General features: G+C 64.9%; 16 protein-coding genes, 1 tRNA gene and 3 pseudogenes. 6 read left to right on the plus strand and 14 right to left on the minus strand.

Going from position 1 to position 19,634, the window contains the following annotated elements; all coding sequences use genetic code 11:
• Positions 1-26: 26 nt before the first annotated feature.
• On the plus strand, positions 27-350 hold the full coding sequence (locus N5095_RS15275) for a hypothetical protein (RefSeq protein ID WP_267623849.1): 324 nt from the start codon (positions 27-29) through the stop codon (positions 348-350).
• Between the two features lie 81 nt (positions 351-431).
• Here the strand turns inward: N5095_RS15275 and N5095_RS15280 are convergent, their stop codons facing one another.
• The 4 genes from N5095_RS15280 to N5095_RS15295 form a co-directional block, all read right to left on the minus strand.
• Positions 432-2,435, minus strand: a complete 2,004-nt coding sequence (locus N5095_RS15280) for an alpha-amylase family glycosyl hydrolase (protein WP_267623851.1) — start codon at positions 2,433-2,435, stop codon at positions 432-434.
• Positions 2,436-2,659: 224 nt separating this feature from the next.
• Positions 2,660-3,601, minus strand: coding sequence for a Gfo/Idh/MocA family protein (locus N5095_RS15285; RefSeq protein WP_267623852.1), 942 nt, complete (start codon positions 3,599-3,601; stop codon positions 2,660-2,662).
• A gap of 428 nt (positions 3,602-4,029) precedes the next feature.
• A tRNA-Phe gene (locus tag N5095_RS15290) sits at positions 4,030-4,103 on the minus strand.
• Positions 4,104-4,159: 56 nt separating this feature from the next.
• Entirely contained in the window at positions 4,160-4,846 is a 687-nt protein-coding gene (locus tag N5095_RS15295) for a hypothetical protein (RefSeq protein WP_267623854.1), read from the minus strand.
• Between the two features lie 213 nt (positions 4,847-5,059).
• Between N5095_RS15295 and N5095_RS15300 the strand changes: the two genes are divergently transcribed.
• Positions 5,060-5,314 (plus strand): hypothetical protein, encoded by a 255-nt coding sequence (locus tag N5095_RS15300; RefSeq protein WP_267623856.1) that lies wholly within the window; start codon positions 5,060-5,062, stop codon positions 5,312-5,314.
• Positions 5,315-5,352: 38 nt separating this feature from the next.
• Here the strand turns inward: N5095_RS15300 and N5095_RS15305 are convergent, their stop codons facing one another.
• On the minus strand, positions 5,353-5,598 hold the full coding sequence (locus N5095_RS15305; protein ID WP_267623857.1) for a hypothetical protein: 246 nt from the start codon (positions 5,596-5,598) through the stop codon (positions 5,353-5,355).
• Between the two features lie 428 nt (positions 5,599-6,026).
• Between N5095_RS15305 and N5095_RS15310 the strand changes: the two genes are divergently transcribed.
• The 4 genes and pseudogenes from N5095_RS15310 to N5095_RS15325 all read left to right on the plus strand — a co-directional run.
• Positions 6,027-6,971: an FAD-dependent oxidoreductase gene (locus tag N5095_RS15310; protein WP_267623858.1), complete on the plus strand. Its 945-nt coding sequence runs from the start codon at positions 6,027-6,029 to the stop codon at positions 6,969-6,971.
• Positions 6,972-7,560: 589 nt separating this feature from the next.
• On the plus strand, positions 7,561-7,953 hold the full coding sequence (locus tag N5095_RS15315; RefSeq protein WP_267623859.1) for a DUF7522 family protein: 393 nt from the start codon (positions 7,561-7,563) through the stop codon (positions 7,951-7,953).
• Positions 7,950-8,426, plus strand: coding sequence for a cation:proton antiporter regulatory subunit (locus N5095_RS15320; RefSeq protein ID WP_267623860.1), 477 nt, complete (start codon positions 7,950-7,952; stop codon positions 8,424-8,426). Before N5095_RS15315 ends, N5095_RS15320 begins: the two co-directional genes overlap by 4 nt.
• A gap of 116 nt (positions 8,427-8,542) precedes the next feature.
• A pseudogene (locus N5095_RS15325) lies at positions 8,543-8,842 on the plus strand (sodium:calcium antiporter); the annotation flags it as partial.
• A 419-nt stretch (positions 8,843-9,261) separates the two neighbouring features.
• Here the strand turns inward: N5095_RS15325 and N5095_RS15330 are convergent.
• The 9 genes and pseudogenes from N5095_RS15330 to N5095_RS15365 form a co-directional block, all read right to left on the minus strand.
• Positions 9,262-10,428, minus strand: a complete 1,167-nt coding sequence (locus tag N5095_RS15330) for a site-2 protease family protein (RefSeq protein ID WP_267623861.1) — start codon at positions 10,426-10,428, stop codon at positions 9,262-9,264.
• Between the two features lie 75 nt (positions 10,429-10,503).
• Positions 10,504-10,575: pseudogene (locus N5095_RS22445) on the minus strand (hypothetical protein); the annotation flags it as partial.
• Between the two features lie 598 nt (positions 10,576-11,173).
• A complete protein-coding gene (locus tag N5095_RS15335; RefSeq protein ID WP_267623863.1) occupies positions 11,174-11,527 on the minus strand; it encodes a type II toxin-antitoxin system PemK/MazF family toxin in 354 nt (117 codons plus the stop codon).
• Positions 11,524-11,895: a MarR family transcriptional regulator gene (locus tag N5095_RS15340; RefSeq protein WP_267623864.1), complete on the minus strand. Its 372-nt coding sequence runs from the start codon at positions 11,893-11,895 to the stop codon at positions 11,524-11,526. Before N5095_RS15340 ends, N5095_RS15335 begins: the two co-directional genes overlap by 4 nt.
• Positions 11,896-12,099: 204 nt before the next feature.
• On the minus strand, positions 12,100-12,273 hold the full coding sequence (locus N5095_RS15345; protein WP_267623865.1) for a hypothetical protein: 174 nt from the start codon (positions 12,271-12,273) through the stop codon (positions 12,100-12,102).
• Positions 12,274-12,433: 160 nt separating this feature from the next.
• A complete protein-coding gene (locus tag N5095_RS15350) occupies positions 12,434-13,096 on the minus strand; it encodes a helix-turn-helix domain-containing protein (protein WP_267623866.1) in 663 nt (220 codons plus the stop codon).
• Positions 13,097-13,160: 64 nt separating this feature from the next.
• Positions 13,161-13,496 carry a DUF7344 domain-containing protein gene (locus tag N5095_RS15355; protein WP_267624506.1) on the minus strand — a complete coding sequence of 112 codons (336 nt, stop codon included), beginning with the start codon at positions 13,494-13,496 and terminating at the stop codon, positions 13,161-13,163.
• A 69-nt stretch (positions 13,497-13,565) separates the two neighbouring features.
• Positions 13,566-13,730, minus strand: a pseudogene (locus N5095_RS15360) (helix-turn-helix domain-containing protein); the annotation flags it as partial.
• Positions 13,731-13,897: 167 nt separating this feature from the next.
• On the minus strand, positions 13,898-19,087 hold the full coding sequence (locus N5095_RS15365) for a GAF domain-containing protein (protein WP_267623867.1): 5,190 nt from the start codon (positions 19,085-19,087) through the stop codon (positions 13,898-13,900).
• Positions 19,088-19,634: the final 547 nt, after the last annotated feature.

The raw sequence follows: 19,634 nt of genomic DNA on the forward strand, positions 1-19,634 counted from the left end.
TGTGTCCGACGCTCCGCAGGTCACGTGTGGACACGAACTGGGACTCGGTCACCTGTGACCGCGGCCGCACGGCGGACCGACCGACGCACGTCTCGCTCGAAGGACACGTCGACGACCTCGAGTTCGGCGACGCGCTAGTCGGTGGCGACGACGGTGTCGCCCTCGAACGCATCACCCTCTTCCCCGAACGCGGACCGGCGGACGGGATGGGCGTCGTCGTCGAGGGCCGGGTCGAAGGTGACGACGAGGGGGGCGACGGCACCGAGCGCCGGAAGACCGACCGTGCACCGTCCGGGACGACGGCCGCCGACGCCCGGGAACCACGGTCGGGCGAGCCCGCGAACGACTGAAGCGGCGGGCCGGACCCGGGACCGAACGTCGACGAGACGGGCGAATCCCGGGCGAGCGTCGTCCGAACCCTCTCGGCCTTCTCACACCGAGAACACGCGCACGCCGAAGGGGGCGAGCGAGAGGGTCGCCGTCCCCTCGTCGGCGTCGAACGCGGCCGTCGACTCTCGAATCGGCCCCCCGACCTCGGTCACGTCGTCTTCGTCGCCCCAGTGCCAGGGGAGCTCGTAGTCGTCGTAGCCTCGGGGCCCCACGTTGGCGACGACGACGACCTGCTCTGCCTCGGCTTCGCTCTCACCTTCGTCACTGGGTTCGCCGAGGTCGGCCCCGCCGGTTCGACAGTAGGCGAACACGCGCTCGCCGTCCTCGTCGTCGAGGGTCGGGTCGGTGTGGAAACACTCGACCTCGTTGCGCTGGAGCGCCGCCGTCGAGGTGCGGAGGTCGACGAGGTCGGCCACCGCCTCTCGGAGCTCGGCGTGGCCCGGGTACTCGGCGCGGTGCCAGCGAATGGGGTCTTCCATCTTCGCCTGCCAGTCGGTGTAGTCGAGGTCGTGGAGCTCGCCGAACTCCTCGCCGGCGAGGAACATCGGGACGCCGACGCTCGTCAGGAGGAGGGCGAACGACCCGCGGAGGCGGTCGACCGCCTCCGTGTGGGCGTCGATGCGCACCCCGTCGCCGGCGGCGACGAGGTCGTCGACAAGGTAGCCGACGTTCTCGACGGAGCCGTCGCCGAGTCCCTCCTCGCGAACGACCTCCCCGAGGAAGTGGTTCATCAGGCGCTGTTCGCCCGGTTCGCCCATGTCGTGGGAGGTGAGGTAGTTGACCGCCATCGAGAGGTCTTCGAACCCGGCCTCGAACTCGCGGTCCATCTCGTCCCACGTCCGGTCGCCGGAGACGAGCGCCTCGACTCGGTCGGTCCGGGTCGGCTCCTCTACGTCCGTGTCGACATCGTCGAACAGCAGCCGTCGCGCCTCGTCGCGGAAGTCGAAGTTCCACATGCTGTCGACGACGCTGCGCCCGTCGGGGTTCTCCTCGCGGTCGTGGACGATGTCGGTCCGGCCCCACGAGTCCTCCGCGATGACGACGAACGGCCGGTCCGGAAACGCCTCCTCGTGGGCCGTCCGGACGCGGTCCCGGAACTCCTGGACGAACTCGGGGTGGGCCATCCCTTTGTACTCGTCGACGCGGAACCCATCGACGTGGTACTCCTCGACCCAGAACTCGGCCATCTCGACGAGAAACTCCCGGGCAGGGAAGTAGCCGTCCACCTCCGCGTCGAAGTCGAAGCGCCGCCCGCCCCACTGTGGTCGGTCGGGGTCCTCGTCGGGGTGGAGGAAGAAGCGGTCTCCCGCCAGCGACTCCAGCGGGGAGTCGGTCGCGTGGTTCGGCACCACGTCCATCAGGACGCGAATCCCGCGGCGGTGACACTCCTTCACGAGGTACTTCACGTCGACCGGGCCGCCGAAGTCGAGGTCCGGCGCGAAGAAGAAGCGCGAGCCGTACCCCCAGTTGATGCTCACCGGCGCGTCCTGGATGGGGAGCAGCTCGATGGCGTTGACGCCGAGGTCGGCGATGCGGTCGAGGTGGTCGGTCAGGAGGGCCTGCACGTCGCCGTCGGGGACGTCCCGACGGTGCTCGCCCGACACCGAAGTCGCCCAGCGCAGCGGCAACTCGTAGATTACCATCTCGTGGTTGGCAGGGAGGTCGCCGTCCTCGGGGAGTTCGTCGTCCCACGAGAACGGGGGGCGGAACCGCTCGCCGTCCCTGACGCGGAACGTCCCCCGACGCCCCCGGAACTCGGTCAGTTCCTCGGCGAAGGGGTCGGGAGCGACGGTCGGGTCGTCCTCTCCCTCGCGGTGGACGACGAACTCGTACTCGTAGCGCCCGTCCGTGAGGTCGAGGTCGGTCAGGTCCAGTTCGTACCAGTCGGTCGCGTCCGCGACCGGGGACAGGTCCTCGCGACGCCACTCGTCGGGGTCGAACTCGTCGCGTGCGAGGAGCGGGGCGAAGCGGAGTTCGACTCGCTCGGCGTCCGTCGCGGGCACGCGCAACACGTCGTCTTCTCGAACGTCTGGGTAGGCACTCATCGGTAGGGTCGGAGTTCGACGCTTCTGCCGTCGCGGGTGAAAGCGTACTGGCTGTATTTACGGTGGTAACGGTTTATCGTGCGAGTTTTGCGGACGAACCCTGCCTCCGACGGCGAGAGCCGCTCGGCCGTGTCGCGTCCCGAACGGTCCCCCGTGGAGTTCGGAGCCACGTCTGCCGAGCCTCGGCGACGAGTCGACGCCGTCCCGAGTGTGGTCGGCGGGGCTCACGACCCGTCGAGGGCGGCGTCGACGTCGAGGGTCAGTTCGAACGTCCGGAGGGCGTCGTGATACGGCGACCGGGGGCGCGACGGCTCTCCCGCCTCCACGGCGTCGAGGAACGCTCCGAGCTGGTCCGCGTAGTGCGTCTCTGCCGCCTGCTGTTCGACCGACTCGCCGTCGACGCTCCCCCGGAGCGTGTGCGCGGCCAGATCGAGTTCGAGCCGGCAGCCCTCGCCGGCCAACTCGAGGCTCACGTCCTTCTCCGGCGACGCGGACGTCGACGCGACCTGACTGACGGCCCCGCTCTCGTGGCGCATCGCCGCGACGGAGGAGTCCGCGAAGTCGATATCGTCCGTGACGACGCGCTGCCCACCGTACGCCGAGACCTCCGACACGTCGCCCACGAAGTGCCGAATCAGGTCGAACACGTGGGTCGACTGCTCGACGAGCTGACCGCCCGACTCGCCTTTCTGTGTCCACCACGGGAGCGGGGCGACCGCGTCGACCCACCGTCCCTCCACGAGCCCGAGGGTCCGGTCCTCGACGAGGTCGACCGCGCGCTCGACGACGTCGGCGTAGCGGAACTGGTGACCGACCTGCGTGACGACTCCTGCGTCCCCGACGGCCGCGGCGACCTCGCGGGCGTACTCCCGCGAGAGGGCGAGCGGCTTCTCGACGAGGAAGTCGATGCCGCGTTCCGCCGCCGACAGCTCCTGGCCCGTGTGCGCGAACGGCGGGACGGCGATGAGGACCGCGTCCGGCGCGGTCTCATCGTAGAGCCGCTCGTGGTCGGTGAAGGCCGGCGCGTCGTGCGGCCCCGCCATCGCTGCCGCACTCTCCTCGGTGCGCGAGCAGACGCCGACGACGTTCGCGTCGTGGTCGACGAGGTTCGAGCGGTGGACCTCCATCATACCCCCGGCCCCGACGAGTCCGATGTCGAGTGTCACGCCACCCCGTCGGGGCCCCAAAGGGTTGAAAGGTGGGTCTCCGTCCGTCCTCTCGGCGCGAGGACCCCCTTCGGAGACGAATCGCTCGCTGGTGCCCGCCTCACTCCCCGATTCAAATCCGGTCGGGGGTTTACGTCTCCCCGGCCAACGGTTCACTCGCTTCGCTCGTTCACGATGTCGGCCGTAGAAGGATGCTGTCTCCCGGATTCTGAACCACGGTCGGTCCGCTCGCTGGTTCAAATCCGCTCGCGCAGCACTCCCGGTTCAGACGGCTCGCCACGCTCGCCGGTCGGAGTCAGAGAAGTGCCGCTCCCGGATTTGAACCGCGGTCGCTCGCTGGCGCTCGCTCCCTGATTCAAATCCGGTCACGGATCATTTTCACCGCTCGCAGCTCGGTCGCGTCGCTCCCTCACTGGTTCGCGGGAAAATGCCGCCTCCCGGATTTGAACCGGGGACAGCTCGATCTTCAGTCGAGTGCTCTCCCAGTCTGAGCTAAGGCGGCGCGCACTCTCACCGACGACGATAGGAGCAAAAAGGATTTCGGAATACGGCGGCGGCCTACGCCACTTTCCGCCGCTCGGAGAACGACTGCCGGCCGCCGTCCCAGGTGATGGTCGTCTCGATGGTCACGTATCCGTCGTTGGCCTGGATGCGGGCGCCGTCGAAGTAGCCGATTTCGACTCGGCGCGTCACCGTACGCGACTCCCCGGCCTCGACCCGGTCGAACGGCTGGGTCCCCCGCCACACCTCGTCGCCGTCGGCGAGGAGCCGAACCGCCATCTCGACGTTCTCCGCGTCGGTGCCACCCCGGTTGCGCACCGAGAGGGTCACGTCCCGGCAGGTGGTGCCACAGTCCTCGACGCGGTCCACGTCGAACCGGAAATCCGCCGGCTCCGGCGTTCCGGTCTCGGCGTCGGTCGTGGCGTCTCCGCCGTCGGTGGTGGGCCCCGACTCCGACTCGGTGGCGGGCGCTTCGCCGCTGGCGCCGGCGTCGGTTCCGCCGGTCGTGTCACCGTCGCCGGCGTCGCTCTCGTCGGTCGCTCCACCGTCACCGTCCGACCCCCCGGAGTCGTCCGTAGATTCACCGACGGCCGAGTCCCCGGTCGTCGCCGAGTCGTTCGAATCACCGGGCGTCGGCGACGTCGAGCCGAGCAGTGGCCCGTCGACGATGACCGCGCCGGTGACGAGCGCGGAGAGGAGGACGAGACCGACGACGAGGGGTGTCGAGAGGTCGCGGCCGTTCACGGTACGGATGCCTCCCTCGGCAGGGTCGTGCGGGGTACCATTGACACGTAGTACCGCCCGTCGAACCAAAGACCTGTTGCCGGTTCGCAGTCCGCGCTCGGGGACCGGCGTCTCCGGCCGACACGCGGCGGTCGAGAGCCGACGACACTCGCCGGACCGGCACGGCTCTCGAACCGAAACGTTCACCAGACGACGTGGTCCATCGACCGGTCGATGTCCGAACGCGACCGCTCGCCGTCGACCCGACGAGGGAACACAGCCGCCACACCTGCCACAGCCACCGCGGGCGCCCTCGGCGCCGTCGCGGTCGCGGTCGTCGCCGGCGTCCCGGTCGGCGGGTGGCTGGCGTTCGAGACCGCGTACTGGCGGGGGTTCAAATCAGTCGTCGAGGGGGCGCCGCTCGGGGGGCTCTCCGTGACGGGACTGCTCCTGCTCGTCGCGGTCGGACTGGTCGTCGCCTCGCGCTGAGTCGGCGGAGGTCGGGGCAGTCGGCTCGACAGGTGCGGTCAGTCCGCGGCGGCCGGCGCGTCGCTCCCGCAAGCGTCGTCGACGAGTCGGTCGCCGCGGAGTTTCGGGAGCACGCCGCGACCGTTGAGGTCGAGCGCGTGGTCGTACACGTCGGCGTGGCGGACGGGGTGTTTGTCTGGGTAGTCCGGCCCCTTCGCGACCTCGACCTGCCGGGCGAAGAGATCGAGTTCGGCGTCGGCCGGCGGGAGTCCGTCGAGGTAGCGACTGACGGGCGTCGCCCCCACGAGGCCCTCGACCGCGCGGTCGCCTCCGGGCCAGCGGCAACGACGTACACCGGACCCGCGTCTACCGGCACATGCTCACGGAGCACGACGGGCCGGTCGACCCGACCGACCTGTGCTACTTCTCGCTCCCGGCGTGACCACGACGGCCATCGTCGGCCCCGGACCGCTGAACGAGCGGCCACCGTCGGAGCGGTCGTACGGCCGCACGCCAGACGGTCCTGACCCCGGAGTGCACACCGCAGTCGGACCCGGCTACGACACCCCCTCGAAGCTTTTCGGTCCGCCTAAAATCCGGTACTACTATGTCGTTTTAGGCCAGCCAAAAGGACGTGTTCACCCAGCGGCTCGCCGGCGCGCTGTACGGGGTCGAAGAGCAACTGTGCGACTCGAATCGGGTCACAGAAAGCGTAAGCGGAGGCGTCTGACCCGTGAGTACCCCAGCATCCCGGAGTGAGCGCAACGGGTTCGACTACGACGTCGTCGTCGTGGGTGGCGGCCCCGCCGGCTGTTCGGCCGGCGTCTTCACCGCCCGATACGGGCTCGACACCGCCATCTTCGACCGGGGGCGTTCGTCGCTCCAGCGGTGTGCCCACCTCGAGAACTACCTCGGCTTCCCGGCGGGCATCGACATCGAGACGCTGTACGGCCTGCTACACGACCACGCCGAAGAAGCCGGCTGTGCGGTCGCCCCCGACCTCGTAGAGTCGGTCACGCGAGTCGACGGCGACGGTGACCGTGACGGCGGCGACGGTGGGTTCCTCGTCGAGCCACAGGAGGGCGAGGCCGTCACTGCCGCGCGGGTCGTCGCCGCGACGCGCTACGACGGCGAGTATCTCCGGCCACTCGACGGCGACGAGATGTTCGAGTCGTCCGAACACGACGGCGAGGAGTACGAGCAGTTCGACCGGTCGTACCCCGACGCCGACGGGACGACGCCCGTAGAGGGGCTGTACGTCGCCTCGCCGTCCGCGGAGGCCGACCGCCAGGCCATCGTCGCGGCGGGCCGCGGCGCGCGGGTCGGATTGACCCTCGTCGACGACGTGCGCCGCGAACGTGGCTACTTCGACCCGTTCGACACCCACCACGACTGGGTGCGCAAGGAGGCCGAACTCAACCCCGAGTGGGCGGACCGGGACCGGTGGCGTGAGTACGCCGACGGACAACGGCCCGAGGACCACGACCTCGACGACGAGCGGTGGGCGGCGCTGCGCGAGGAGCAGATCGACCGCCGGTTCGCGGCGTACATCTCCGACGAGGAGGTCGAACGACGCCGCAGACGAGCCCAGAAGCGACTGCTCACGCACCTCGACGACGACGCGGTTCTCGAACGCGCCCGCGAGATAGCGTCCGAAGGTGAAGGCGACCGGGAGTAGCATCCTTCGGAGGCGTCCAAGACGATGCCGAGCCGGGAGCGTCGGAGGCGTGCCCGCTCTGGGCACAGGTGTACCTGTATCTGTTCGGCGAGTCCGAACGGGAAGACGACGAGTCGGAGACGACACAGGGCCGCCCACGGTCGACAGACGAGGCGGACCGAGAGGGGAGTGGCCACCGGGCGGGTACAACCCAGCGCCTCGCCGTCGCTCGGCGCTTCGGATAGGCCCTGACGGATTCGAACCTCGGTCGTTCCGCTCACTTCGTTCGCTCCACTCCCTGGTTCGAATCCGCAGCACGTAGGGTTCGGCCCTTCGCTGTCGCTCGGGGCACTCACACGGGCCCTGACGGATTCGAACCATCGACCACTCGATTATGAGGCGAGACGTGTTCGGAACCGGACGGGTACAGCCGACCCGTGCTCATGGCTACCTAGAGTGGCGTTTTGCCGGCAAGTACTGAGCATTGCTGTGGAAGGCATGCAACCGAGTGCTCCTTGGAACCGATAGTGAGAGCAGTGGTTGTGTGGCCCCCGAAACCGACGAGCGAATTCTCCCACCGGTTTTTGTCTTCGTCCGACGACACACTAGCATGTCGAAGCCGCAGTACGCCACACCCGTCGACTGGCTCCGAGAGGAGCACGACGACCAACTCCGGTGGGTCGCCTCCTTCAACAGCAGGAGCCACTCCTACAAAGTCCAGTACATCCGCGAACACCTCGAGACGGAACTCACCGGTCACCAGCCCGACACCATTATCGACCGGTCGATGGCGGTGTTCAACCGTCGGCACGTCGAAGACGTGTACTCCCACCTCGGCGAAGCGGAGTGTTTCATCGCCCGCCACGAACGGGCAATGGCGGTCCACATCTACCTCTCGGACGTAACTGGCGCCGTCGTCAAGCTCGAGCCGGAGGCGTCGGTCACGCTCCCGGACTTCGTCGAGACGTGTCCGGAGAAACTGCACCCGGAGGGTGTACGATGAGAGTCTTCGAGACGCAGCTTCCGGGCGTCGGGGACCGGTTCACCGTCGAGTTCGAGGGTGGCGGGGAACTCGTGGTCGTCATCCACAACGAAGGGAATCAGGACGTCTACTGGCGGCCGCATCCAGACGACGAGAAAGAGCGCCTGTTCGAGGCCACCGAGCGACAGGCCAGAACTATCGCCGAAATCTTCGACGGGAGCTACTTCGAGCCCGTCGACGAGACGTTCGAGAACGCGCTCCAAGACGCGGCCGTCGAGTGGGTCGAAGTCGCCGCCAACGCCCCCGTCGCCGGTCGAACCATCGGCGAGGCCGACATTCGGAGCGAAACCGGCGCCACAGTCCTCGCCATCCGGCGGAGCAGACAGACGTTCTCGAACCCGGACGCCGGGTTCGGTATCGAGGCTGGCGACGTACTGGTCGTCGTCGGTGACGACGAGGCCCACGACGCGTTGGAACGGTTGCTGGCTGGCTAACTGACTCGTCGGTTCCGTGAGAGCGAAGGGACGATGGTCGACGGAACTCTCCCTGCCTAGTCGTCTTCGCGCTCAGCGTAGGGGCACTCTGGGCCGGTGCGGAACGTTTCGTCAACGACGCGGCGCCCAAGGCGCGCCACTTCGGCCTCTCGGAACTCGTCGTCGGACTCACCGTCGTCGCACTCGGGACGTCCGCCCCGGAGGTCGCGGTCGGCGTGGACGTCGCATTGGTCGGAACCGGTTACATCGCCGTCGCCGACGTCGTCGGCTCGAATCTCTTCAACATCGGCATCGTCCTCGGAGGCATCGCGGCTGCCGTCGAGGTTCGGAGCTCCGGTCACGTAGTCCACCGTGACGGCGCCGTGATGGTCGGGTCGCCCGCGTTGGTGCTGGTGTTCCTCCTCGACCTCCGGCCCACCCGTCTCGTAGGTCTCGTCCTGCTGCTCTACTTCGGAGGGTACCTCACCGCGTTGCTCTTCGGGTCGGGAGGGACCGCCGGTGACGACCACGAGGGGGACCGGCACCAAGGAAGTCGGTACAGTGGGCGTTCGTCTCGTTGTTCGTGGGCCTCGGCGTCGTCGGTAGCGCGCATTTCCTCGTCGAGTCGGCTGTCTCCGTCGCCCGTCTCGCCGACTCCTAATAACCCCGCTCTCGGTCGTCGACACCGCTATCGGGACCACGGCGTGGTTGCTGGGGCTCTCGATGTTGACGGCAGTCCTCCTCGGGACCAGGGGTCGACTCGGTTGCCTCAAAGGAGTCGTCCTCGTGCTGATCAATTCGACCCGGTGGGTACTCGGCCTGCTGTAGTATTCTCACACGGGACGTGCTCTCCGGATCAGGCGAACCCGCCGCGTGCGAGCCCCTTCGGGTCGCGGCCCCGGATACCCTCGATGACTTCGAGTGCCTCGGTGAGGTCCGTCTGCGTGACGATACCGATTAGTCGGTCGTCCTCGGTCACCAGCGCACGGTTGGTCCGATTTTCGGAGAACCGCATCAGCACGTCGAAGGCGTCGGCGTCAGCGTCGATGGTGGCTGGTTCACGGTCCATCACGTCACGAACCGACTTGAAGTACCGCTCGTGGGCGGGCACCGACCGGACGTGGTCGATGGTGGCGAGCCCGAGGATATCGCCGTCCCGGTCGACAACGGGGTAACCGGTGTGACGTTCGGCGAGCATCCGGTCGACTAACTCTGCGATTGTCAGCTCCGCGTCGATGGTCTTGACCTCGCGAGTCATGAGGTCAGATACCTTCACGCCCCGAAGGAGTTCGCGGACGACGGTCGTACGGGATTCGCTGGTCGCTGCGACGTACACGAACATCGCGACCAGCACGAGGATGACGTTGAACGTGAACACGCCGAAGATGGCCATGAACAGCGCGAACACCTTCGCGACGCTGGTCGCGATACTCGTCGCGACGACGTATGGACGTGACCGTGCGAGCAACGCGCGGAGGATTCGGCCGCCGTCCATTGGGAACGCGGGGATCATGTTGAACACCGCGAGCGTGAGGTTGACCAGCCCGAGCCAACCGAGGACGAACGCCACCATCGGGAGCGACTCGGGGACGAACCGCAGCGAGACGAGACACGCGACTCCGAGCAGGACGCTCGTGACCGGCCCGGCGAGGGCGATCCAGAACTCCGCGTCCCAGTTTTCCGGAAGCTCCTTGATGTGTGCGAGTCCGCCGAAGATCCACAGCGTGATCATCGACGTCTCGACGCGGAAACGTCTCGCCGTGAGAGCGTGACCGAGTTCGTGCAGGAGGACGCCCGCGAACAGCCCCAGTGCCCCGACGACGCCGACGAAGAGGAGCCCACCGTTCGTGGCTAACGCTGCCGGGTCGATAGTGTACGGCGACAGCAACGAGACGAGCGCCGCGTAGAACCCGAGTTGGTCGGGTCGCGTAATCAGCCACCCGATGACTGGGAGGAACAGCAAGAGGGTGAGGTTGATGTAAATCGGGATTCCCGAGATAGTCCCGACTCGGAAGCTCTTCATGCCCTATAGACGACCGCTGAGTGAATAAACTAGACAGACGACAGGTGGTTCGGGCCCGCCTCCGACACGTGGCGGCTACTGCTCAGGTCGACCCCGGACGCTCAGCACCGGAATCGCGGACGACCGGACGACGCGTTCGGCGACACTCCCGAACGCGAGACGTGAGAGTCGACTCCGGCCACGGCTCCCGACGCATCTACGAGGTCTCGCCCCCGAGCGTCAACTTCGTCGGCCGCACTCTTCCAGGTGTGCGTCGATGCTCCGTGCGTGGTGAATCTTCCCTTGTCGACGACATGAACGACGTGAACCGTCGCATCGAACGTGGACGCGAGGTCGAGAGCGAAATCGACGGGGGGCACCCGGAGCCGAGCCCGAGAGCACTCGGCACAGTACTTTGCACTCTCTTTTTATCCAATTATCCAATGTAGTGACAGCTCGGGGCACTCACATAGGCCCTACGGATTCGAACCTCGGTCGTTCCGCTCACTTCGTTCGCTTCACTCCCTGCTTCGAATCCTCAGGTCGTGCAGTTCGGTCCCTCGCTGTCGCTCGGGACACTCACATGAGCCCTGACGGATTCGAACCATCGACCACTCGGTTATGAGGCGAGACGTGTTCGGAACCGGACGGGTACAGCCGACCCGTGCTCGCGGCTACCTAGAGGACCGTTTTCCCGGCAAAGAGTGTAAGCATTGCTGTGCAAGGCATGCAGCCGAGTGCTACTCAGGTGCTGTACAGCGTAGCATCAGCCGAGGTAGTCGATGAGCGACTGAACCGCGTCGTCGACGACCGAATCGTCCAGTGTTCCTTGCCAGTGGTCGATGTCCCCACTTCCAATCGACTGGACGCTCCACGGGACGACGCGACTCTCGGCAGGCGTTCCACCGCGAACCCAACTCGCTTCGGGAATCTCGATGAAGTCCTCGTGCCACGTCTTCGTCGTCAGGGTCAGCGCGATGTACTGGTCGCCGTGAAACGGCTGTCCCTCGTGATTCGAGACGACGAGCCACGGACGAGCAGCTTCTCCACCTTTGAACGGGTCGTCACCGTAGACGACATCACCGGGTTCGTAAGTCGGGGACGGCTCTTCGTCCGTCACTCCGTATCCTCCAGACTCGGATGTGGCTCTTCAGGGGCGTGTTCCTGCCACTCGTCCTTGTTCTCACGGCCGAGCCGTTCGTTGTAGAGCGCCGTCGCGCGTTCGTAGCCACTGTACGACCGAAGTCGGTCGTCGTCGGTCGTTACGGCCCAGTAGGTCGCCTTGTGTTCGACGAGGCCGCGTCCCTTCAGCCGAGTCAGTGCGGTACTTACTGCGCTCTCGTCGGGGTCCGTCTGGGCTGCGATCTCGCGTGCTTGGAACGCACGGTCATCGTGTGCGACGAGGAATCCGAGAACCTGGTCCGGAACGGAGAGTTCCGTGAGTTCGTCTTCGCTCGTGTTCTCGAAGGTTTCCCGGTCGATCGACATCGTCGAGTGAAAGTAACGGAGCCTACGGTAAGAGTGTAACTAGTGAAATCGCTGTGAATCAGGTACAGGCCGGCCGTCACTTCTCGTTACCTCTATCGTAATATCGACTACCGGACAACAGTCGCGTGAAACGCACAGAGAGCGTATTCACCACCGGGATCGAGCTAATACGGAACTCGGTGAAAACTCTCCGTCGACACTCCGTCACTTCTTCTCTTTGACGACCGGGAAGAGTTCCATATCCCAGTCGTAGTCGCCATTCGTTGATCGAAGTACGTACCCTCCTTCGATGTCGAGGCCGTTCGACTCTGCGCCGTGAATGAGGGCTTCTATTCGCTCGGCGAACTCCTCCTTGGTCTGCGGTGCTTTGGAGGTCATTGCTATTTATTAGATAGCTTGTCGCATAAACGTCGTTCCTAACGAGTCGAGTATGACGACCTCGGATACGAGAGGAACGTCGCTATCGGCTCCCTCGGGTCCGAATCGTCTCTGCCCACATTCGTGGAACTCTGACCCGAAAGAGCACTCGCTGTGGTCGTCAGTATCGGTCCGAATCCGTCTCGAACACGTCCGCCTCGACGAGGCGTTCGATTCCGCGTCGAAGGCGCTGGGAGAGCGCCGAGTCCGAGATACCCATCTCCTCTGCGAGGGAGGTCAAAGACGCCCTACGTGGAACTTTGAAATAGCCGGCGCTGTAGGCTCGCACGAGTGCTTCCCGCTGGGGCGGCGTGAGCTTGGTCTCCCTACCTTCTGTCGGCGGCACCGCCGGATTGTGAATCGACCTGACGTCCAGCGAGATTCCTCGGTCGGTCGCTCGTTGTTGAAACTCCGACGCCAGTTCGTGGTCTGCGAAGCGAGTCACGAACCGCCATTCGTCGTTCCGACCGACGGCTTCGAGAACCGTCGCCTCCGTCTCGACCAGGCACTCGATGAGGCCGCCGACCTCTTCGCGAAACTCGATGCGGTACAACGACTCGTCGTTCCCCGTGACGAGTTTCTCGGCGTCGACGACGTCGGGGTCCGAGACGAGCCTGTAGCCGATACCGTCCGAGTCGTCCCCCGAGACCCAGATGAACGGTGAGACGACGTTGCCCAAGGGAACTACGCGTTCGATGTGGACCGTCGTTTCGGGGTTGTCAGCCAGCAACTGTCCGAACACGAACTCGTCCGCCGACACGGTCAACGTGACTGTGACTGTCATCGGCTTCTTCGGGTCCCCAGCACTACGTCGAGGCCGACTACATCTGCTGTGAGAGATGGTGTGTTCACGGCCATCCGCTGGGAAGTTCGTCCCGATGGTCGTGCATCAACCGAAGCAGTGGCGCGATGTCCTCGAAGTTCGGCCCCCGTCGAATCGTTTCGGTGTCTTCGTTCCACTCGATGTAGCCTGCGTCGGCTAACTTCGGGAGATGTATTCGGTACAGTTCGTCGGTGAGCATCTCGAGGTCGTCGTCCTCGGTCGCCAACTCGTCGACGGAGAACTCGTCTTCGTCACGAGGATTGTGCTCACTTACGAGTAAGAGGATACGGCGACGATACGGGTGTCCGAGTACGTCGAACATCCTATCGAGGTGACGGGGTGTCTCACTCCCGTCTGTCATGATGGTGGCCGGCGGAGCGGCAAGAACGTCCGTTCCCAACAGGGCCGCACGTATCCCCTTCCGTATCGTCCGGGAGACATCGACTGTCGGTTGGTCGAGGTCGTCGGCGACGTCGACTAACGATGCCGCTCTCGGGTCGTCGAAGTAGCCGAGTTCGAGCGCACGTCGAAGGGTTTCTCGTTCCTTGGCGGTCAACTCGGTCGGATGTTCCGTATCTGATGTCCTCATTTTCATTGGGTTCTCTGAGCGATGGTTCGGGACGGTACCAGCCGGGTGGTTTTAGCTGATTCCCAGGGTGAGCTGAGTACCGAGAGTAGTGCGTGAGGCGAAAGCGTTCGTTCTAGAATATCGGAGTCGGAACTACCGTGTATCGTGATGATGGGAAACTGGCTGTCGACTCGCTACGACGAATTCGGCTCCGTCCCTTCTGACTCGGCGGGAGTGGTCTCGTCGAAGAGGAACTCACAGAGCTTTCGCTCGGCTTCTCGCAAGTGATACGAGAACGTCGACTGAGAGATGTCCAAGAGCTCGGTGACGTCCGTCGCCGAGTTCACACGCGGGGACTCGAAGAACCCGCTCCGGTAGGCCGTCTGGAGGACTTCTCGCTGTCTGTCGGTCAGTTCAGCACCGATCACGGCCGAGATCGTCTGCTGGGTCGAAGGCACCCGCTGACGAGTCCTGCGTGTGAGAAGCTCGAGCTCGGGATAGAACGTACGTAGGTCGTCGAGGAGCGCACCGACTTCGACGGAACTCGAGAGATCGACGACGGCCGTCGCAGTCCCCGCGTCGACCGTGAGCGAGCGGACCACCGCACCGCCAGCGACCAGTCGTGAGGCGATCGTCGGCTCGACCACCCGAGCCTTGAACAGCGTCTCGTCCGCACGCTCTAGAACTGTCTGTACAGTATCGAACACGAGGAGCTGCTCGGCGACGGAGCGGACCCTCTCCGCCGACGTCTCGCTCACCGTGAAGAACACGTCCGGTTCGCCGTCCGAGCGAGAGACGAGTCCCTCGAATTCGATTACGCATTCGGCGCGGCGCGAGAGCTGGCAGAGCGGTGTGTTCGCCTCCGGGAACCGAAGCGTGAGTTCGACCACCGTGTCCGTCTGCCGCGTCGTTGCAGTCTCGGTCGCAGTGATGGCGTGAGCGATGGTCTGCCCGAGCTCCGCCAACACCTCGGTTTCGCGCTCGTCGGGCTGTGGGGTCCGTCCGTACACCACCAGAACGCCGAAAACCGACCCCCGGTACGAGAGCGGGACCGCGACAAGCGAGCGTGCACCCCCTTCGAGCGCCAACTTCCGCCAATCCGCTGCCCGACTGTCCGTTGCGATGTCGGAGACGGTCTGCATCTCGCCGCTCCGGACAGTGGCCGTGAACGGGTTCGTCTCTGGCGTCGACGAGTGTGACGCGTCGATGAGTGTTTCCAGCCGGTGGCTCTCGATACCCGCCCACGCTCGCGGTTCGACCGACTCCGTCCCCGCGTCGTAGTCGCCGATCCACGCGAACCCGAACAGTTCCGAGCCCGCCAGTTGATTACAGACCGCTTCGTCGATTTCATCGACAGTACTGGCCCTCACGAGTCCTTGGTCGATTGCCCGAATGAGCGTGTTGAGGCGGTCGAGCCGGGTCAGCTCCTCGTTCCGTTGTGCTAGCTCCTGCTCGCTGTCGGCGCGATCCCACGTGGTCTTGACGGTGGAGACGACCATCTGCAGGAGGTCGAGGAGCCGAGTGTCGAACGTCTCGGAGTCCTCCGAGCCAACACAGACCACGCCGTGCCGGCCTAACGGCGCGAACACTCGACTTCCCAGCCCCGACGGCCACGGGTCACCGTCAGCGATGTCGAGCGCATTCTCGACGTTGAGTTCGTCACCGACGAACGTCTCCCAGACCTGCCCGTGGGAGACCTCCGCCGGACGAATCGCATCGAAGTCGGTTCCGGGGACCGCGTGTTCGGTGTCCAGTTCGATGTCGCCAGTCCGCGCGTCGTACCTCCAGAGCGCTGCGTACTCGACGTCGAGGACATCGACGACGAGTTGAGCCACCCTCTCGCTGATCGTCTCCGGGTCGGCGTCGATCAGCTGACGACTCACGTCGTTGAGTCGTTCGAGGGACTGATTGGAGCGAGTCAGCGCCTGCTCGGCGCGGGCGCGTTCCACCACCGTCCAAGTACGGTCCGCTACCTCCTCTAGCAGTGATATTTCGGCGACGGTCCAGTCGTGTGAATCGCTGTAAACCGCGTACAACGCCCAGTCTACACCTTCCTCGTCGGTCCGGATCGGCGCGCCGATCCAGGCACCGAAATCGAGTTCGAGGAGCGCCTGCCGTTCTGCCTCGGGGAGCGTCGAATCGTTCGCGACGTCGTGGTATACGGGCGTCTCCGTCCCGATCTGTTGGATGGCTTCTGGAAAGGCCGAGAACGGGTACAGGCCGCTGACCGGGTCAAGGGTGGAAGAATGGTACTCCGGCCCGACCAGCGCCTCTTCGGCGTCGGCGTCGAACCGGACGAAGTAGGCCCTGTCGAGTCCCAACTCCTCGGCGAGCAGTCGCGTACAGGCCTCCCCGATCTCCTGCTCGGTGGTGAGTGTGTGTAGCTGGTCGCTGAGTTCGAGCAGGAACTGTTCGTGCTTCTCTCGGCGCTTGCGCTCGGTGATGTCGTCGTACAGCGCGGCGATCACGTCCCCCTCGCGGGGGAATAGGCGCACGTCGTACCACCGGTCGTTCGCGGGGACGTAGGTCTCGACACGCTCGGGCTCGCCCGTCTCGACGACTCCTCGGCACTGCTCGAAGAGGGACTCGTCCTGTCCGGGGAACACCTCCGTCAAGAGCCGCCCTTCCGCGTCGGTCCGACCGACGCCGGTCAGCTCCTCGAAGGCTTCGTTCAGCTCGAGATACTGCAGATCACTAACCGTTCCGTCGGCGTCACGAACGAGTTCACAGAGGGCGAACCCTTCGTCGATCTCCTCGAACAGCGAGCGATATTTCTTCTCACTCTCCTCGAGAGCCTCGTAGGCCGCCCGCTGCTGCATGAGGTCGGCGACCTGCCGGGAGATCACGTCCAGTAAGTGGAGGTCTCGCTCGGACGGCTCGTGCGTGTCCGCCCAGTGAGTCGAGAACATTCCGAGTAGCTCTCCGCTTCGCGAGACCAGCGGCGTGGACTGCACCGATCGGATTCCGGCCCGGTTGAAGGCTTCGAGGTCGTCGCCGTCTTCGATGAACTCGCACGACTGGACGTCCGGAACGACGACGCGCTCCTCCGTCTGCAGGGCTCTCGCACAACTGCTCGACGTTTCGACACCGACCCGGTCCCAGTGCGCGATCATCTCTCCCGAGAATCCCCGGTAGGCGAACATGTCGAGTTCGCGCGCCTGGGGGTCGAGTCGCTGTATCGTCCCGAACTCGGCGTCCACGAGGTCCATACCGGTGTCGAGAACCGATTCGTACAGGCCATCACCGTCGTCGTGCTGGATCGACCGGGTGCTGACCTCCTGGAGTTGCTTCATTGCCTCCAGTTCGGCAGCGAGTTTCTCTTCGGCCTGTGCCCGCTGGACTGCCTCCCAGGTCCGGTCGACCGTCTCTTCGAGCAAGGCGATGTCCGCCTCAGTCCACTCCCGGGGCACGGAACTGGTCACCGCCATGACCACCGCCGGCTCGCCGTTTTTGACCAGGGGAGTCGACAGCGTGGCACGAACCCCGCGTTGGGCCATCCCGGTCCGTTCACTCTCGCTCAACGCGGGGTCACGTTCCGCGTCGTTTACGATGAGCGAGCGACGACCGAGCCACGCTTCCGCGTGCGCCGGAAAGTCGTCGAAGTGGTATTCACCCACGAGACTCGGGAGCTCGTCGACGTCTTGTCCGCCCCGGTAGTAGTCTCGCGTGATGTCGATGACCGCTCGGTCGAGATCGAGCTCGCCGTACTGCGCTCGCTTGACGTCGAGATGCTCGCCCAAGACGCGACACGCTTCCTCCTGGATCGCTACCGGATCGGTGAGCGAGCGGAGCGCATCGTTCAACTCGACCAGATAGGACTGCCGTTCCTCGCTCTCGCGGAGTTTCTCTTCTATCTCCTTGCGCTCGGTGATGTCGATACCAGTCCCGAAGACGCGAACCGCCCGCCGGTCCTCCCCGTCTCCCTCGAAGAACACCTCGCCGTTCGTGAGCACCCACCGTTCGCTCCCGTCGGGACGCGTCGCTCTAAACTCGAACTCGTAGTCCCCGCTAGACTCGGACTCGAACACCTCTTCCAATCGGTCGACGACCCATTCGTGGTCGTCCGGATGGACGCGCTCCTCGAGCAACGCTGGGCCGACGATAGTCTCGTCCTCGTCGTATCCGAACAGCTCGTTCATTCGCTCGTTTCCACTCACGAGACCCGTCTCGAGATTCCACTCGAAGACAGCGACGTTCGCGATGTCGGTCGCGAGTCGAAGCCGCTTTTCGCTCGTACGTAACGCTGTTTCGGTCTCCTTTCGCTCGGTAACGTCCTGAAAGACGACGGCCACCCGTCGGGGCCCCGCCCCCTCGGGCCTGAACACGTAGAAGTCGTACCAGATGCCGTCCGGCTCGGTGTACAGTTCGTGTCGCTCGTCCTCACCCGTTGTGGCGACGCGGCCGAACACCTCGTACAAGTACTCCTCGTAGTCTGTATCGATCTCGGTCAGCCAGCGCCCCTCGAACTCTTCGCCGACCATCTCGGTCGCCGCCGGGTTCGAGTCTCGATAGAAGATGTCGAGTGGCTCACCGTCGCTGTCGAAGACCACGTCGGCCAGGAAGAACCCCTCGTCCATCGAGTCCAGAACGGTCTGATAGCGCCATTGGGTCTCCTGTTTGCGTTTCTGAAGCGCTGCCTCAGCTTTCACGCGGCCGGTGACCTCCACCGAGACGTTGAACACTCCACCGATGGACCCGTCCGCGACTGGGATAGGGTTGAAACTGGAATCGAACCAGACGTCCTCCACTGTCTCACCACGTTCGAGCGGGAGGTACTTCTCTTCGACTCGAACTGCTCCCTCCCCGGCCATCACCTGCTCGTGCATCGAAGCGAGCGTCTCCCACGCCTCCGGAAACACCTCGCGAGCAGGCCGTCCGAGTGCATCCGGGTGTTTCTTCCCGATTTGCTCCCGCGCAGCGTCGTTGTACAGCAGTATGAGGTCCGTCCCCCAGTAGATGCCAATGGCCTCATCGGACCCCAGCATGATGTCGACGGCGACCCGCAATTCGGGAGGCCACTCGTCTATCGGACCAAGTGGCGTGCTGGCCCACTCGAACTCTCGGATACGCTCGGCCATTTCGCTATCGACAGTAGACGAGGGTGCCTGCCCATCTCGGAGTGAGACCGGGTGAAGTCGGTCACGAGCGCCACCGTTCCGTAGGGCATCACCGTCGACGGGTCGCCACCAGACGCGACTTTTCGCACCGACCTTCTTGGTCTGTAGAATTCCGTCGTCGACGAGCGCGTCCAATCGGTTGTAGATGGTCCGCTGGGTGCAGTCGAACCCGTCGGCGACTTCCGGAGTCGTCACCGGGGTGCCGGGTGGGCCGAGAGCGTCGACCTTCTCCAGCACGTCTTCGGGCGCTGGTGTGGCCGGTGTCATACGGTGGCCACGCTACGGGCGAGTAAAAGCGTTCTGTGGATGGAAAACGTATCGCCAGTTCTCGGAGGTATAGACGGGTATCTCGGAACGACGGACCTTCGGACAGCAACCCAGTACGAGGAACTCAGATTCAAGAACTGAGTGGCGACGGAACGTGGAGAGGTGCCGAGACGGTTCGTTTCGTATGTCATCAGGCGCTGGTGCAGTGGCCGCAAGCGCTCGGCTCGGTGCCTTGCGCTCCGACTTATATGTACTGTCAGGATCGGAGAGAACTCGGCTAATCGATCTCAGAACTCGAATCGCCGAAAATCGGGACGTATGGGCCCTGACGGATTCGAACCATCGACCACCGGTTATGAGGCGAGACGTATTCGGAACCGGACGGGTACAGCCGACCCGTGCTTACGGCTACCTGAACCGTTGATTTGCCGGCAAGTAGTGTAAGCACTGCTGTGCAAGGCATGCAACCGAGTGGTCTTCGCGGCCCAATTCTGGAGGCCTACTCCGACACCCCGACACGAGTGAGGTTTAGTCAGTCGATGACAAA

The sequence above is a fragment of the Halobium salinum genome (assembly GCF_026586625.1).
Classification (GTDB): Archaea; Halobacteriota; Halobacteria; order Halobacteriales; family Haloferacaceae; genus Halobium; species Halobium salinum.